The following is a 14,139-nucleotide window of genomic DNA, read 5'->3' as shown; positions in this document are numbered from 1 at the left end:
CCATGATGGTATGATAGCGGGGCGAGGGGGGCATAACGACTCCATAGGGTATGGTTTGGGTTGGCACGCAAAGCATACCCGTTTTGCGCGTTCTGTCCACCTCGCCACAAAAGTGACACCTGTTGAGCGGCCATGCCCCTAGCGGCACACGAAAGGCTCAGACGATGCCAGAGACAACCATCAACGGGCGCGCGCTGCACTACCGCGAGGCGGGCGCTGGCGAGGCGCTCCTGCTCATCCACGCGCTCCCAATGGGCAGCGCCATGTGGGAAGCGCAGATCGAGGCGCTCGCGCCCTATGTGCGCGTGATCGCGCCCGACCTGCCGGGGTTTGGCAAGAGCGCGCGGGCCGAGGGGATCGATATGGCGGGCTACGCCGACACCATGGTCGGGCTGCTCGACCAGCTAGGGGTGGAGAAGGCGGCGGTCTGCGGGCTGTCGCTGGGCGGCTATGTGGCGCTAGCCATGCTGCGCGCCCACCCGCAGCGGCTGCGCACCCTGATCTTCGCCAACAGCCGCGTGCCCGCCGACAGCGAGGAGGCCAAGGCCAAGCGGGCCGAGAATATCGCGCTGACGCTGGCCGACGGCCCGGATGCCCTGGCCGACCGCATGCTGCCCACGCTGCTCTCGCCCGCCGCCCCCGACGCGCTGAAGGCGCACGTGCGCAGCATCATCGCCACCAACCCGCGCGAGGGGCTGGCCGACGCCATCCGCGCCATCGCGGGCCGCCCCGACTCCAGCGACCTGCTGGCCGACATCCAGGTGCCCACGCTGCTGATCGGCGGCGAGCACGACACCATCGCCACCGAGGCCGAGCTGCAGGAGCTGAGCACACATATCGCGGAGAGCCACGTGGCGGTGCTGCCCGGCGCGGGCCACCTCTCGAACATGGAGCAGCCCGAGGCCTTCAGCACGGTGCTGCAGTGGTTCCTGCACGTGTAGAACGAGCGCGCGGCACAAAAAGAAGCCCGGCGGTTAGCACCGTCGGGCTTCTGCGTGCGAAGGGCGGGCCGATCTAGCGGCGGGGCTTGGCCACGCTAGGCGAGATCTTGCGGCCGCGGATGGTGGTGCGCTTGAGGGCGCGCATCACGCGCTCGCCGAACTGCTCGGGAACCTCGACGAAGGCGAAGCGCTCGAACAGCTCGATGTTGCCGATGGCGCGGCCAGGGATGTTGGCCTCGTTGGCGATCGCGCCTACGATGTCGCCGGGGCGCACGCCATCGTCGCGGCCCACGTCGATGTAGAGCCGGGTCATGCCGCGCTCGGGGCCGAAGCTGCGGCGACCACCGCGGAAGTCGCCCTCGCCGCCGAACTCGCGGCCACCGCCGAACTCGCGCCCGCCGCGGAAGTCGCGGTCGGCGCGGTTGCGGCGGCTGCGCTCCTCCTCGGAAGGCTCAGCGGCGGCCAGCACGTCCTCGGACTCATCCTGGGGCGCGCCGAGCAGCAGCTTGAAGGCGGCGGCGGCCAGATCGGTGGGGCTGTAGACTTCGCCCAGATCCTCGGCCATGATGGTGTACGGCTCCAGCCCGCCCTGCTCGATCGTCTCGCGCAGCGTCTCCTTGAAGGTCTCGCGGCGGCGGGCGATCACATCGGCGATGGTGGGCAGGCGCAGGCGCTGGATGGGCGCGCTGGTGGAGCGCTCGATCGAGCGCAGCAGGCGGCGCTCGCGCGGCGTCACCAGGGTGATGGCCGAGCCGGTGCGGCCCGCGCGGCCGGTGCGGCCGATGCGGTGCACGTAGATCTCGGGGTCGAGCGGCATGTCGTAGTTAATCACGTGCGACACGTGCTCGATGTCGAGGCCGCGCGCCGCCACGTCGGTGGCCACCAGCACCTCGACCTGGTTGGTGCGGAAGCGGCCCATCACGCGGTCGCGCTGGGTCTGGCTCAGGTCGCCGTGCAGCGTCTCGGCTGGGAAGGCGCGGGCGATCAGGCGCTCGCCGAGCGAGTCGACCTCGCTCTTGGTGCGGCAGAAGATGATAGCCGAGGTCGGCTGCTCGAAGTCGAGGATGCGGGCCAGCATCTCGAACTTGTCGCGGCCGCCGACCTCGTAGTAGACCTGGCGGATCTGGGGCACCGTCAGCTGCTCGGCCTTCACCACGATTCGCTCCGGCTCGCGCATATAGCGCGAGGCCAGCTCGGCGATCGGGCCGGGCATGGTGGCCGAGAACAGCGCGGTCTGGCGCTCGGCGGGGGTCTCCTTCAGGATGGCCTCGATATCCTCGACGAAGCCCATGTCCAGCATCTCGTCGGCCTCATCCAGCACCACCATGCGCACGTTCTCTAGCTTGAGCGTGCCGCGCTCGATATGGTCGAGGATGCGGCCTGGGGTGCCCACCACCACGTGCACGCCGCGATCCAGGGCGCGCAGCTGGCGATCGATCGGCTGGCCGCCGTAGACCGGCAGCACGGTGAGGGACGAGTGCTTGCTATAGGAGTGGAAGGCCTCGGCGACCTGCACCGCCAGCTCGCGGGTGGGGGTGAGGATTAGCGCCTGGGGGATGCGCACGGCGGGGTCGATGCGCTCGATGATCGGCAGCGAGAAGGCCGCCGTCTTACCGGTGCCGGTCTGCGCCTGGGCGATCACATCGACGCCCTCAAGCAGCTTGGTGATGGTGCGCGCCTGGATGGGGGTCGGCTCCTCAAAGCCAAGCTCACCGATAGCGCGAAGGATACTTTCGTTCAGTCCCAGATCAGCAAATGTCACGGTCGAAGTTGTGGTCACACTGTCCTCATATGCGCCCAAGAACGAGCCAACCTGGGCACATACGGCACGAACCTGTGCAAGACCCACTGGCAGCCCTTTTGGACAAATAAAAAACGCAGGAGTGATTCCTGCGACGCTGTTAATCACGCTTATTATTATACAGCAATTTTGACTATTCCGCACATATTTCTGTATGCTACAATGCCGCTATGCAAAACCTTCTACCTTCGGCACATGCGCTGTGTGCTGTGGTAGCGGCCACCCTGCTGGCCGCATGCTCGCTGCACACCCCGCAGGCCGCAGCCCCTGCAACCGCTCCCGCAGCCACCGCCGCAGCCGCCCATGCCATCCCAACGCTCGCCGCCGACGCCAATCTCGCGCCCGCCGAGCTGCTGGCGCGCGGGCTGCAGCACCGTACGCTGGGCGAGTACGAGCTGGCCGCAGCCGACTTCTACGCCATCACCAACGGCCACGCCAGCGCGCCCGAGGTGCGGCAGGCCCGCTACTATCTGGCCGAGAGCTTTGCGCTGCGCGGTCTGTGGAGCGACGCGGCGGTGGCCATGCGCAGCTTTCGCAACGACGGCGTGGCCGACGACCTATCCAGCCGGGCGCTGTTCTGGCTGGCCCGCTGCGCCGAGCAGGCCGGCAGCTGGGCCGAGGCCGCCGACTTCTACGAGCAGTACCGCGCGCTGGGCACGCCGCTAGAGCCATACGCCCGCATGCGCCAGGCCGCGCAGCAGCAGGCTGCAGGCCAGCGCGAGGCCGCCGCCGCCAGCTACGCCGCCGTGGCCGCGTCGGGGGTGGCGCGCGGCGAGCGGGCCGGATCGCACGAGAAGGCGATCGCGCTCTACCGCGAGCTAGGGCAGCAGGGTGCGGCGCTCAAGCTCTACGCCGACCTGCTGGCCTTCGCCGAGAAATCGGACTACCGCCTGCGCATCCTGGCCGAGGCCTCGGCCCTGGCCCGCCAGATGGACCAGGCCGAGCAGGCCCGCACGTGGGAGCGCGAGCTGATCGCCCAGTTCCCCGCCAGCGCCGAGGCGCTGGGCGCGGTGGCCACGCTGCAGGGCGACGCAGGTGCCACGCTGGCCCCCGGCGATGCGGCGCGTGTCTACGAAGCTCACGAGCAGACCGAGCAGGTGGTGGCGCTGCTGGATGCTGCGATCGCCCAGGCCGCCCCCGCCGACGCGCTCGACCTGCGCAGGCGGCGGGCCTTGGCGCCTAGCGCCCAGGGCGACCTGAGCTGGGCGCTAGGCGAGCTGGCCGCGATCAGCGCCGCCGACCCCAGCGGCGAGGCCGGGCGGCAGGCCCAGCTCGACTGGGTGCAGACGCGCGGCATGGGCGGCGAGACCGAGGCCGCAATCGAGGGCTACCGCCAGTACGCCCAGAGCTACCCCGACGACGCGCGCGCCCCCGAGGCGCTGCAGCGGGCCGCGCTGCTGCTGGATCGGCTAGGCGACACCGAGGGCGCGCTGCAGCAGCGGCTCGACCTAGGTAGGCGCTACCCCGCCGCCCAGCAGGGCCAGAGCGCGCTAGACACCGCAGCCATGCAGCTCTCCCAGGCCGGGCGCGCCGCCGAGGCCCAGGCCACGTGGGAGGCGCTGGCCGGGGCCAGCAAAGGCGCGGTGGCGGCGCGGGCCTGGTTCTGGGCCAGCCGCGCCGCCGCTGCGGCGGGTGGCGATGCGGCCAGCCTGCTGGACAAGGCCGCACAGGCCGCGCCCGAGGCCTACTACGGCGTGCGCGCCGCCGAGCAGCGCGACGCCCTGCCCCCCGCCAGCGAGCCGCTGACCGCCACCACCAGCGCCGAGCAGTGGCGCGAGGCCGAGGCCTGGGTGGCGCAGTGGAGCGGCAAGCCCATGCCCGCCGTGGACACCGACGGCTACCCCGCCGAGTTCACGGCCAGCGGCCCGATCGCCCGCGCCGTGGCCCTGGCCGACGTGGGCCTGTACGAGGACGCCATCAACGAGTGGGCCGAGGCCCGGCTGGGCTGGCACGATAGCCCGGCCATGCTCTACCTGACCGCGCGCTACGCCAGCGAGCACGACATGCCCGCCGCCGCCCTACGCGCCGCCGAGGATCTGGCCGCCCTGGCCCCCGATGGCAGCGCGCCCGCGCCGCTGGCCGTCCGCCGCATGATCTTCCCCACCCCCTACGCCGAGACCGTGATCGCCCAGGCCAACGAGTTTGACGTGGACCCGCGCGCGCTCTACGCGCTGCTGCGCCAAGAGAGCCACTTCGACCCCGACGCCACCTCGTGGGTGGGCGCGCGCGGGCTGGCCCAGGTGATGCCCGAGACCGCCAGCGGCATCGCGGCGCGCCTGCAGGTGGAGGATTTCCACGCCGATGACCTCTACCGCCCGCTGGTCAGCATCCGCTTCGGGGCCTACTACCTCAGCCAGCAGCAGCGCACGATGAACGGCAGCCTGCAGGGGGCGCTGGCGGCGTATAACGGCGGGCCGGGAAACGCGATCCGCTGGGCGGATGGGCAGGATGTGGCCGACCCCGAGCAGTTCGTCGAGACGATCGACTACCCTGAGACCGAAGGGTATGTTAAGCTAGTCTATGGTTACTACGGAGCATACCGCAGCATCTACCATCCCTAGAAGGAGCGTGCCAATGATGCCACGACCAACAGTGCTGATCGCCGCCGGCCTGGGGCTGCTAGGCGGGCTGGCCTTCCTGGGCCGTCCGGCCCGCATCCAGAGCGCCGTGATCACGCGAGTCGCCGACGACCCCACGCCATCCGCCGAGCTAGCGCTCACCTACACGCGGGGCAGGCGTCCCGACGCGGTGATCGTCGACATCCGCAGCGGCAACGCCAGCGGCAGCCTTACCGCCGACGGCGACGAGGACCGGATCACCATCCCGCTCAGCGGCGCGCTCGACGATCTGCCCAGCATCCACCTGCTCGCATCCTCGCGGATCGGCGGCAGGCTATGGGAGCGCAGCTACTTCTTCACCGGCAGGGTGCCGATCCCAGCGTAGGCGGGGCAAACACAAAGCGACGGCGTGGGGCAGCCCCACGCCGTCGCCTGCTATCGCGCAGATCGCGCTCCTAGCTGCGGCGCTTGCGCTCGCGGCGGGTGCGGTGGCGCTCGCCGGGGCGGTGCGCGCTGGGCGGCAGCGGGCGCGGCTCGGGCTTGGGAGCGGCCGCGCCCGCTGCGGCGGTATCGGCGGGCTTGGCGACCGCAGGCTTGGCGGCGGGCTTGGGCGGGCGCGGTGCGGCGGGCCGCGCAGGCGCAGCAGCCACAGCGGGCCGCGCGCCACGGGCCGCCGCCCGCTGCTGCGGGTAGACCTTGCGGATATAGGCCCAGACCACCGCCGCCGCCGCCAGCTCGAACAGCACGATCACCAGCAGCCACACGCGGGTGTCGAAGGGCGCGATGGCGGACATCTTCAGCACGCCCAGCAGCGCGCCGAGGCCGCCCAGCGCCAGCAGCACATAGCCCAGACGCTGCAGCAGCGTCTGCCGTATCGCCAGCGAGTCGCGGTGGACGATACCAAAGTACGCGCCCGCAAGCAGGAGGATGATCTGAGGGAGAAAGAGGATCCACTCCAGCCAGCCAAAGAGCGGATCGGGGGTTGTAAGATATACCATCGGGTTCACACCGGCCTCCTGAATCTTGTGGGCGCAACACAGCGGTGCCGATTATACCGCGAGGCATGATCAGCGTCAACCCCGCTTTTGCGCCCCCCAGAGCCAAAAAACACCAAACGGCGGCAGGGTTATCCTGCCGCCGACGTCACCAATATCCCCTGTGAGCGGCCTACGATGCCGACGATGGGCCAAGCAGCTCCTCGGCCTCGATGATCGCCTGGGCGATATCCTTCATCTTGGCGCGCTTGTCGCGGGCGCGGTGGCGCAGCCGCTCGTAGGCGTCGCGCTCGCTCAGGCCCAGGCGCTGCATCAGGATGCCCTTGGCGCGCTCGACGACCTTGCGGGCCTCTAGCGACTCGGAAAGCTCGTCAACCTTGGAGCGCAGATCCTGCAGTTCGCGGAAGCGGGCCAGCGCGATGTTGATCGCGGGCGTTAGCTCGACCTCGTTCACCGGCTTCACTAGGTAGCCCAGCGCGCCCGCGTTCTCGGCGCGGCGGATGGTCTCGCGGTCGGTGTAGGCGGTGAGCATGATGATCGGCGTGGGGTGCTGCGCGTTGATGCGGGCGGTCGCCTCGGTGCCATCGACCTCGGGCATGCGGATGTCCATGATGATAACATCGGGGGTCAGGCGGGATGCCAGCTCGATAGCCTCGGCGCCAGTGCGGGCAACGCCGATCACATCATACCCGAGGCCCTTGAGCTGCTCTTCCAGGGTAAGCGCGACCAGATCGTTGTCTTCGGCGACGAGAATGCGTGTTGCTGCCATATGTTTCCTTAACACTGAACGACAGGCGAGCCTTGCCAGCAGTGTGGAGCATGATATCATCCAATAATGCGTTATGATACCACAGATCATAGCCAAGATAAACCGTTCTTTCCGCGTTCCAGAACGTGCTGCCATTGCGCAACGCGCGCTCGCCCAGCGGCTATTTCCTAACACATAGCAATGAATAGTTTACACATGAGCCATGCGGCCTGGCAGCATTTTCTGGCCACCGGCAGCACCGCCGGGCTCCACCTCGCGCCGCCCATCCTGCGCTCGTGGGAGCGCAGCGCCGCCGCCGGGGTGCCCGCCGAGGCGGCGCTGGCCGCGCAGCCAGCCGCGCCGCACAGCGCCGCCGACGACGAGCTGTGCGCCCTGGCCCGCCCATCCATGGAAGACCTCTACCAGTTCATGGAGGGTTCCGGCTTCGCGGTGATGCTGCACAACGCCGCGCTAGCCATGATCGACCTGATCGGCGACGCGCCCATGGTCGAGCAGATCGCCGCGCTGGGCTTGGGGCCGGGCACCAGCTGGGCCGAGCAGCGCATCGGCACCATGGCCGCGAACCTCGCCCTGGCCGAGGCCGCGCCCTGCCAGACCAGCGGTGCCGAGCACTACCGCCGGGCCTACCACGCGCTGGCCTGCTCGGCGGCCCCGCTGTTCGATGTGGATGGGCAGGCGGTGGGCGTGCTGGGCGTGCTGGGGCCAAGCGGCGCGGCCCACGCCCACACCCTAGGCATGGTGATCGCCGCCGCCCAGGCCATCCACACCCAGGAGCGCAACAACCTGCTGCTGGCCGAGACCAACGAGCATCTGGCCGAGCTGAACGCCGTGGTCGAGGCGATCAGCGAGGGCCTGATCTTTGTGGATGCCCAGGGCTGCGTGGGCAAGATCAACACGCGCGCCAGCCAGATGCTCGGCATCACGGCTCGGCAGATGGGCAGGCGGCTCGACGAGCTGATCACCCTGCCCCCCAACCTGCGCGATGCGCTTGAGCGGCGGCACGAGCTGGCCGACCAAGAGCTGCAGCTGGCGGGCCGCAAGGGGCCGCTGGTGGTGCTGTGCAACCTGCGCCCCGCCTGGGATCGCGGGCGGCGCTACCGCGGTGCGCTGCTGACCCTGCGCCCACCCGAGAGCGTGCAGCGCCTGGTGCAGCAGGTGGTGGGGGCGCAGGCCAGCTTCACCTTCGCCGACATCATCGGCGAGAGCGCCCCGATGCAGGATGCCATCCGCCACGCCCGCGCTGCGGCTTTCTCGCCTGCGCCGGTGCTGCTGGAGGGCGAACAGGGCGTGGGCAAGGAGCTGTTCGCCCACGCCCTGCACAACGCTAGCCCGCGCAGCGGCGGGCCGTTTATCGTGCTGAACTGCGCCGCCGTGCCGCGATCGCTGCTGCTGGGCGACCTGGTGGGCTACGAGGGCCAGCATGCCAGCGACCCCGCCCAGCGCGGCCCCGCCGAGGGCAGGCCCGGGCGGCTGGAGCTGGCCCAGGGCGGCACCCTGCTGCTTGAGGAGATCAGCGCGCTCACCCCCGAGGCCCAGACCAGCCTGCTGCGCGCGATCGAGACCGGGCACATCATCCGGCTGGGCGGGCGGCGCGTCATCCCGCTGGATGTGCGGGTGATCGCCGCAACGCCCAGCGACCTCGACGCCGAGGTGGCCGATGGCCGGTTCCGCGCCGACCTGCTGCTGCGGCTGGGCGTGCTCTCCATCCGCATCCCGCCGCTGCGCGAGCGCGGCGACGACATCCTGCTGATGGCCAGCCACATGTTGGCCACGATCAACCGGCGGCTGGGCAAGCAGACCCTGCTGGCCCCCGAGGCCCTGGCCGCGCTGCGGGCCTACCCCTGGCCCGGCAATGTGCGCGAGCTAGAGACGCTGCTGGAGCGGCTGCTGCACCTGAGCGAGAAGAGCGTGCTGACGCTCGACGACCTGCCCGCCGCCGTGGCCAGCCACGCGCCCCACGGCGCGCCCGCCCCCGCCCGCCTGCACGACCACCACGCCCTGGCCGAGCGCGAGGCGATCGTGCGGGCCTACCACGAGTCGGGCGGGCACCTGGGCCGCACCGCCGAGCGCCTGGGCATCAGCCGCGCCACGCTCTGGCGCAAGATGCGCCGCTACGCCCTGGACCGCGACCTGCTGTGGCAGTCAAAACATTGAAACAATATGTTTCACTATTGAAACAGGCCAGGCTGCAACCACGTCCAGTTTTTCTATTGACAAGGATTCGCAGCGTGGTAGCATAAAGGCAGACAGCAACACCTTCTGAAGGTTTGATCTTTGCGACGGTATATCTGGTTTCACGATCAGAGCCAGGTAGTTGTGCGATGGAGCGCCCGTTCAAGATGATAGCCCTATCTTCTTGCGCCTGTCTGCTTCTTCCCCCACTACCCTAACGCCGAACCAAACGATCCCTTCAATAAAGCGCAAGGGAGCGCTGCCATGCGTCGTCTGGCGCACCCATGATCGGCACATCGTCGCAGTACGTAGAAAGGGGGCCGCTGTCTCTGTGCGCCGCTCGCGCGACTGGATTCTTCTTGGCGATCAATGGCGATTTCCGAAACCTTGAGACTTCCGTGCTCTGAAGCATTGATGTGAGGAGGGACGACGATGCCCGCAGGATTCTTAGGCGAACTGTTTGGAACCATGGTGCTCATCCTGCTTGGCGATGGGGTGGTGGCGGCAGTTCTGCTCAACAAGTCGAAAGCACAGAACGCAGGCTGGATCGTGATCACCGCTGGCTGGGCCTTTGCGGTCATGTGTGGCGCGTTTGTCTCGGCGGCCTTCGGCGGGCCTGGCTCGCTCAACCCCGCCGGGATCATCCAGGGCTGGTTTGCCGCCGGTGCCGACATTGGCAACGGCGTGATGCTGATCGTGGCGCAGTTCCTGGGCGCGATGCTGGGCGCGCTGCTGGTGTGGCTGGCCTACCTGCCCCACTGGGAGATCACCGAGGACAAGGGCGCGAAGCTGGGCGTATTTAGCACCGGCCCGGCCATCCGCAACCCGGTGGCCAACCTGATCACCGAGATCATCGGCACCTTCAGCCTGATCTTCATCGTCAGCGCCATCGGCAAGGCGGTCAGCGGCGCAACCCCAGGCTTGAACACCTACCTCGTCGGCATGCTGATCTGGTCGCTGGGCCTGAGCCTGGGCGGCCCCACCGGCTACGCCCTGAACCCCGCCCGCGACCTCGGCCCGCGCATCATGCACGCCATCCTGCCGATCGCAGGCAAGGGCAGCTCCGACTGGGAGTACGCGTGGATCCCGGTGGTCGGCCCGATCATCGGCGCGGTGCTGGGCGGCGTGCTGTTCCGCGCGCTGGCAGGCTAGCGGCACCACGGCGGTGCCACTGATTAAGGAGAGGGTCAATGAAGAAGCTGATCAACTCGCCAGAGAACGTGGTGAAAGACGCGCTGGCCGGCATGGCCGCCGCCCACCCCGATCTGCTGCGGGTCTCGTACGATCCCGATTTCATCATGCGAGCCGATGGCCCGATCAAGGGTAAGGTGGCGGTGCTCTCGGGCGGCGGCAGCGGCCACGAGCCGATGCACGGCGGCTTTGTGGGCAAGGGCATGCTGGATGCGGCCTGCCCCGGCGCGGTGTTCACCTCGCCCGTGCCCGACCAGATGCTGGCCGCCACCAAGGCGATCGACGGCGGCGCTGGCGTGCTGCACATCGTCAAGAACTACACTGGCGACGTGATGAACTTCGAGATGGCCGCCGAGATGGCCCAGGCCGAGGGCATCGACGTGGCCGCCGTGGTGACCAACGACGATGTGGCCGTGCAGGACAGCCTCTACACCGCCGGTCGGCGCGGCGTGGGTGTGACAGTGCTGCTGGAGAAGATCGTGGGCGCGGCTGCCGAGACCGGGGCCAACCTGGAGGAGGTCAAGCGCATCGCCGAGAAGGTCAACGCGCTCGGGCGCTCGATGGGCATGGCGCTCACCAGCTGCACGGTGCCCCACGCGGGCAAGCCCACCTTCGAGCTGGGCGAGAACGAGATGGAGATCGGCATCGGCATCCACGGCGAGCCGGGCCGCAGGCGCGTGCCGCTTCAGGATGCGGCATCCATCACCGAGATGCTGGCCACACCCATCCTCGAAGACCTGCCCTTCAAGAGCGGCGACAATGTGCTGGCCTTCGTGAACGGCATGGGCGGCACCCCGCTGATCGAGCTGTATGTGGTCTACAACGAGCTGACCAAGATCCTGAAGGGCCGCAACATCACCATCTCGCGCAAGCTGGTGGGTAGCTACATCACCTCGCTGGAGATGGCGGGCTGCTCGATCACCCTGGTGAAGATGGACGACGAGCTGACCAAGCTCTGGGATGCGCCCGTGCTGACCCCGGCGCTGCGCTGGGGCATGTAGGATCGCCGCGCGGCGGAGGGCATGGAGGGGATGAGGGGGGAAGAGCGCCGGAGGCCCGCGAGGCCGCGCCGCAGCGATCTTGCCGCGGCAGATCCGACCACCGCGCCAGGCGGATGTGATAGAGTAGAGCTTCCGGTTTCTCTTCCCTACGTCTCGGAGGAAGAACACATGCAGATCACTGCCGACATGATCATCCGCTACATCGAGGGGGTGGCCGCGCGCATCAGCCAGCACCGCGACGAGCTGACCCAGCTCGACTCGGCGATTGGCGACGCCGACCACGGCGCAAACCTCGACCGTGGCTTCGCCGCCGTGGTGGCCAAGCTGCCCACCGTGGCCGACAAAGACATCGGGACCATCCTGAAGACCGCTGGTATGACCCTGGTCTCCACCGTGGGCGGCGCATCCGGCCCGCTGTACGGCACCGCCTACATGCGCGCCGGTATGGCCCTGGCCGACCGCTACGAGATCAGCGAGAACGAGCTGGTGGTGGCGCTCGACGCCGCGCTGGAGGGCATTATCGCCCGTGGCAAGGCCCAGCGCGGCGAGAAGACCATGGTGGACGCCATCGCACCCGGCATCGACGCGCTCAAGGCTGCGCTGGCCAGCGGGGTGCCCCCCCACGAGGCCACCGCCCAGGCCCTGGCCGCCGTCGAGCAGGGCATGAAGGACACCATCCCGATGCTGGCCACCAAAGGCCGCGCCTCGTACCTAGGCGAGCGCAGCATCGGGCACCAAGACCCAGGCGCGACATCGGCGTTCTATATGTCGCAGGTGCTGGCCGAGACCCTGGCGCAGGGCGCGTAGGCCAGCCCCAACGCTGCGCAGAGACCCAGTTTCAACCGGCGCTGGCGCGCCGCCACCCCGGCCCGCGCCAGCGCTGCTCACCCACAATGACAAGGAGGTCATCTATGGCAAAGTATGTGGCGGCAATCGATCAGGGTACCACCAGCACACGCTGCATTATCTTCGACCACGGCGGCAATATCGTCTGCGTCGATCAGAAAGAGCACGAGCAGATCTACCCGCAGCCCGGCTGGGTCGAGCACAACCCGAACGAGATCCGCACACGCACCAACGATGTGGTTGACGGGGCGCTGCGCAAGGGGAACATTAACATCGACAACATCGCGGCGGTTGGCATCACCAACCAGCGCGAGACCACGCTGGTGTGGGACAAGAACACCGGGCGACCGCTCTACAACGCGATCGTGTGGCAGGACACCCGCACCACCCAGATCTGCAACGATCTGGCCCGCGAGGGCGGCCAGGATCGCTTCCGCGAGAAGGTCGGCCTGCCGCTCTCGACCTACTTCTCCGGCCCCAAGATCCGCTGGATCTTGGACAACGTGCCGGGCGCGCGCGAGGCCGCCGAGCGCGGCGACGCGGTGTTCGGCAACATGGACACCTTTGTGACATGGTGGCTCACCGGCGGGCCGAACGGCGGCGTGCACATCACCGACGTGACCAACGCCAGCCGCACCATGCTCATGAACATCGCCACGCTGCAGTGGGATGACGACATGCTGGATGCGCTGGGCATCCCGCGCCAGATGCTGCCCGAGATCCGCTCTTCCAGCGAGGTCTACGGCAACGCGGTGGGCGTGATCGGCGGCATCCCAGTGGCGGGCATCCTGGGCGACCAGCAGGCCGCGCTGGTGGGCCAGACATGCTACAGCAGCGGCGAGGCCAAGAACACCTACGGCACCGGCTGCTTCATGCTGCTGAACACCGGCAACGAGATGGTGCCCTCGAAGAGCGGTCTGCTCACCACCATGGGCTATAAGTTCGGCGACCAGGCCCCAGTCTACGCGCTGGAAGGCTCGATCGCGATCGCGGGCGCGCTGGTGCAGTGGCTGCGCGACAACCTGGGCATCATCAAGAACAGCGGCGAGATCGAAGAGCTGGCCAAGACCGTGGAGGACAACGGCGGGGCCTACTTCGTGCCGGCCTTCTCGGGCCTGTACGCGCCCTACTGGCGATCCGACGCCCGCGGCGTGATCGCTGGCCTCACCCGCTATGTCAACAAGGGCCACATCGCCCGCGCCGTGCTGGAGGCCACCGCCTTCCAGACCCGCGAGGTGCTGGATGCCATGAACACCGACTCGGGCGTGGATCTGAAGGCCCTGAAGGTGGACGGCGGCATGGTGGCCAACGAGACGCTGATGCAGTTCCAGGCCGACATCCTGGGCGTGCCGGTGGTGCGGCCCAAGGTGGCCGAGACCACCGCGCTGGGCGCGGCCTACGCGGCGGGCCTGGCCACCGGCTTCTGGAAGAGCACCGACGACCTGCGCCAGAACTGGCAGATCGAGAAGACCTGGGAGCCGAAGATGAGCGCCGACCAGCGCGACTCGCTCTATAGCCAGTGGAAGAAGGCCGTGACCAAGACCTTCGACTGGGTCGAGTAGGCGGTACGGCGGCGGGGGGGGGGGGGGGGGGCCCCCCCCCCCCCCCCCCCCGCCAGTAGGCAAAAGCAGAAAGAGCGCACGATTGCGCCCGCGTTGTCTTCCTTATGCGGATTTGGCCGAGCGCCCACCCTTTGTCTTACGGGCGCTCGACCTCCTTCCCTTTACATTTTCTCGGCATATCTTCTTTACCGCATCACCACGACCACGAGCAAGCGCAGCCACACACAACACGGGCCGCCGATGGCGACGAGGCACGCGCCCGCCGCGCTAGGATGCTGCGCGCTCATTCGCAACAAACAAAGG

The 14,139-nt window shown here is 68.5% G+C and carries 10 protein-coding genes and 1 pseudogene; 8 read left to right on the top strand and 3 right to left on the bottom strand.

The window, feature by feature from the left end:
* The first annotated feature begins 164 nt into the window (after positions 1–164).
* A complete protein-coding gene (locus F8S13_26880) occupies positions 165–941 on the top strand; it encodes an alpha/beta fold hydrolase (protein ID KAB8139783.1) in 777 nt (258 codons plus the stop codon).
* Positions 942–1,014: 73 nt separating this feature from the next.
* Here F8S13_26880 and F8S13_26875 read toward each other — a convergent pair whose 3' ends face one another.
* A complete protein-coding gene (locus tag F8S13_26875) occupies positions 1,015–2,703 on the bottom strand; it encodes a DEAD/DEAH box helicase (GenBank protein ID KAB8139785.1) in 1,689 nt (562 codons plus the stop codon).
* A 209-nt stretch (positions 2,704–2,912) separates the two neighbouring features.
* On the opposite strand from F8S13_26875, the gene F8S13_26870 reads away from it, so the two are divergent.
* Entirely contained in the window at positions 2,913–5,303 is a 2,391-nt protein-coding gene (locus tag F8S13_26870) for a transglycosylase SLT domain-containing protein (protein ID KAB8139782.1), read from the top strand.
* A 16-nt stretch (positions 5,304–5,319) separates the two neighbouring features.
* Positions 5,320–5,685: a hypothetical protein gene (locus F8S13_26865; GenBank protein ID KAB8139781.1), complete on the top strand. Its 366-nt coding sequence runs from the start codon at positions 5,320–5,322 to the stop codon at positions 5,683–5,685.
* Positions 5,686–5,848: 163 nt separating this feature from the next.
* Here F8S13_26865 and F8S13_26860 read toward each other — a convergent pair.
* A pseudogene (locus F8S13_26860) lies at positions 5,849–5,941 on the bottom strand (signal peptide protein).
* Positions 5,942–6,467: 526 nt separating this feature from the next.
* A complete protein-coding gene (locus tag F8S13_26855; GenBank protein KAB8139780.1) occupies positions 6,468–7,064 on the bottom strand; it encodes a response regulator in 597 nt (198 codons plus the stop codon).
* Between the two features lie 195 nt (positions 7,065–7,259).
* On the opposite strand from F8S13_26855, the gene F8S13_26850 reads away from it, so the two are divergent.
* From F8S13_26850 to glpK, 5 genes are all read left to right on the top strand, one after another.
* Complete coding sequence (locus F8S13_26850; GenBank protein KAB8139779.1) at positions 7,260–9,218, top strand: GAF domain-containing protein; 1,959 nt, start codon at positions 7,260–7,262, stop codon at positions 9,216–9,218.
* A 450-nt stretch (positions 9,219–9,668) separates the two neighbouring features.
* The gene (locus tag F8S13_26845; GenBank protein KAB8139778.1) at positions 9,669–10,388 is read left to right on the top strand and encodes an aquaporin family protein; all 720 of its coding nucleotides are present in this window, start codon (positions 9,669–9,671) and stop codon (positions 10,386–10,388) included.
* Between the two features lie 38 nt (positions 10,389–10,426).
* A complete protein-coding gene (gene dhaK / locus F8S13_26840) occupies positions 10,427–11,428 on the top strand; it encodes a dihydroxyacetone kinase subunit DhaK (protein ID KAB8139777.1) in 1,002 nt (333 codons plus the stop codon).
* Positions 11,429–11,596: 168 nt separating this feature from the next.
* Positions 11,597–12,235 (top strand): dihydroxyacetone kinase subunit L, encoded by a 639-nt coding sequence (gene dhaL / locus F8S13_26835; GenBank protein ID KAB8139776.1) that lies wholly within the window; start codon positions 11,597–11,599, stop codon positions 12,233–12,235.
* A gap of 104 nt (positions 12,236–12,339) precedes the next feature.
* A complete protein-coding gene (gene glpK / locus F8S13_26830; GenBank protein KAB8139775.1) occupies positions 12,340–13,836 on the top strand; it encodes a glycerol kinase GlpK in 1,497 nt (498 codons plus the stop codon).
* Positions 13,837–14,139 lie beyond the last annotated feature (303 nt).

The sequence above is a fragment of the Chloroflexia bacterium SDU3-3 genome (assembly GCA_009268125.1).
Classification (GTDB): Bacteria; Chloroflexota; Chloroflexia; order Chloroflexales; family Roseiflexaceae; genus SDU3-3.
The sequence above is the reverse complement of the archived record's forward strand: the minus strand, read 5'-3'. Positions and strand labels throughout refer to the sequence as shown.

Excerpts from the sequence above, each read along its gene's own strand:
- glpK (KAB8139775.1), top strand. The coding sequence starts at position 12,340 with ATGGCAAAGTATGTGGCGGCAATCGATCAGGGTACCACCAGCACACGC.
- F8S13_26855 (KAB8139780.1), bottom strand. The coding sequence starts at position 7,064 with ATGGCAGCAACACGCATTCTCGTCGCCGAAGACAACGATCTGGTCGCG.
- F8S13_26880 (KAB8139783.1), top strand. The coding sequence starts at position 165 with ATGCCAGAGACAACCATCAACGGGCGCGCGCTGCACTACCGCGAGGCG.
- F8S13_26865 (KAB8139781.1), top strand. The coding sequence starts at position 5,320 with ATGCCACGACCAACAGTGCTGATCGCCGCCGGCCTGGGGCTGCTAGGC.
- F8S13_26850 (KAB8139779.1), top strand. The coding sequence starts at position 7,260 with ATGAGCCATGCGGCCTGGCAGCATTTTCTGGCCACCGGCAGCACCGCC.
- dhaL (KAB8139776.1), top strand. The coding sequence starts at position 11,597 with ATGCAGATCACTGCCGACATGATCATCCGCTACATCGAGGGGGTGGCC.
- F8S13_26845 (KAB8139778.1), top strand. The coding sequence starts at position 9,669 with ATGCCCGCAGGATTCTTAGGCGAACTGTTTGGAACCATGGTGCTCATC.
- F8S13_26870 (KAB8139782.1), top strand. The coding sequence starts at position 2,913 with ATGCAAAACCTTCTACCTTCGGCACATGCGCTGTGTGCTGTGGTAGCG.
- dhaK (KAB8139777.1), top strand. The coding sequence starts at position 10,427 with ATGAAGAAGCTGATCAACTCGCCAGAGAACGTGGTGAAAGACGCGCTG.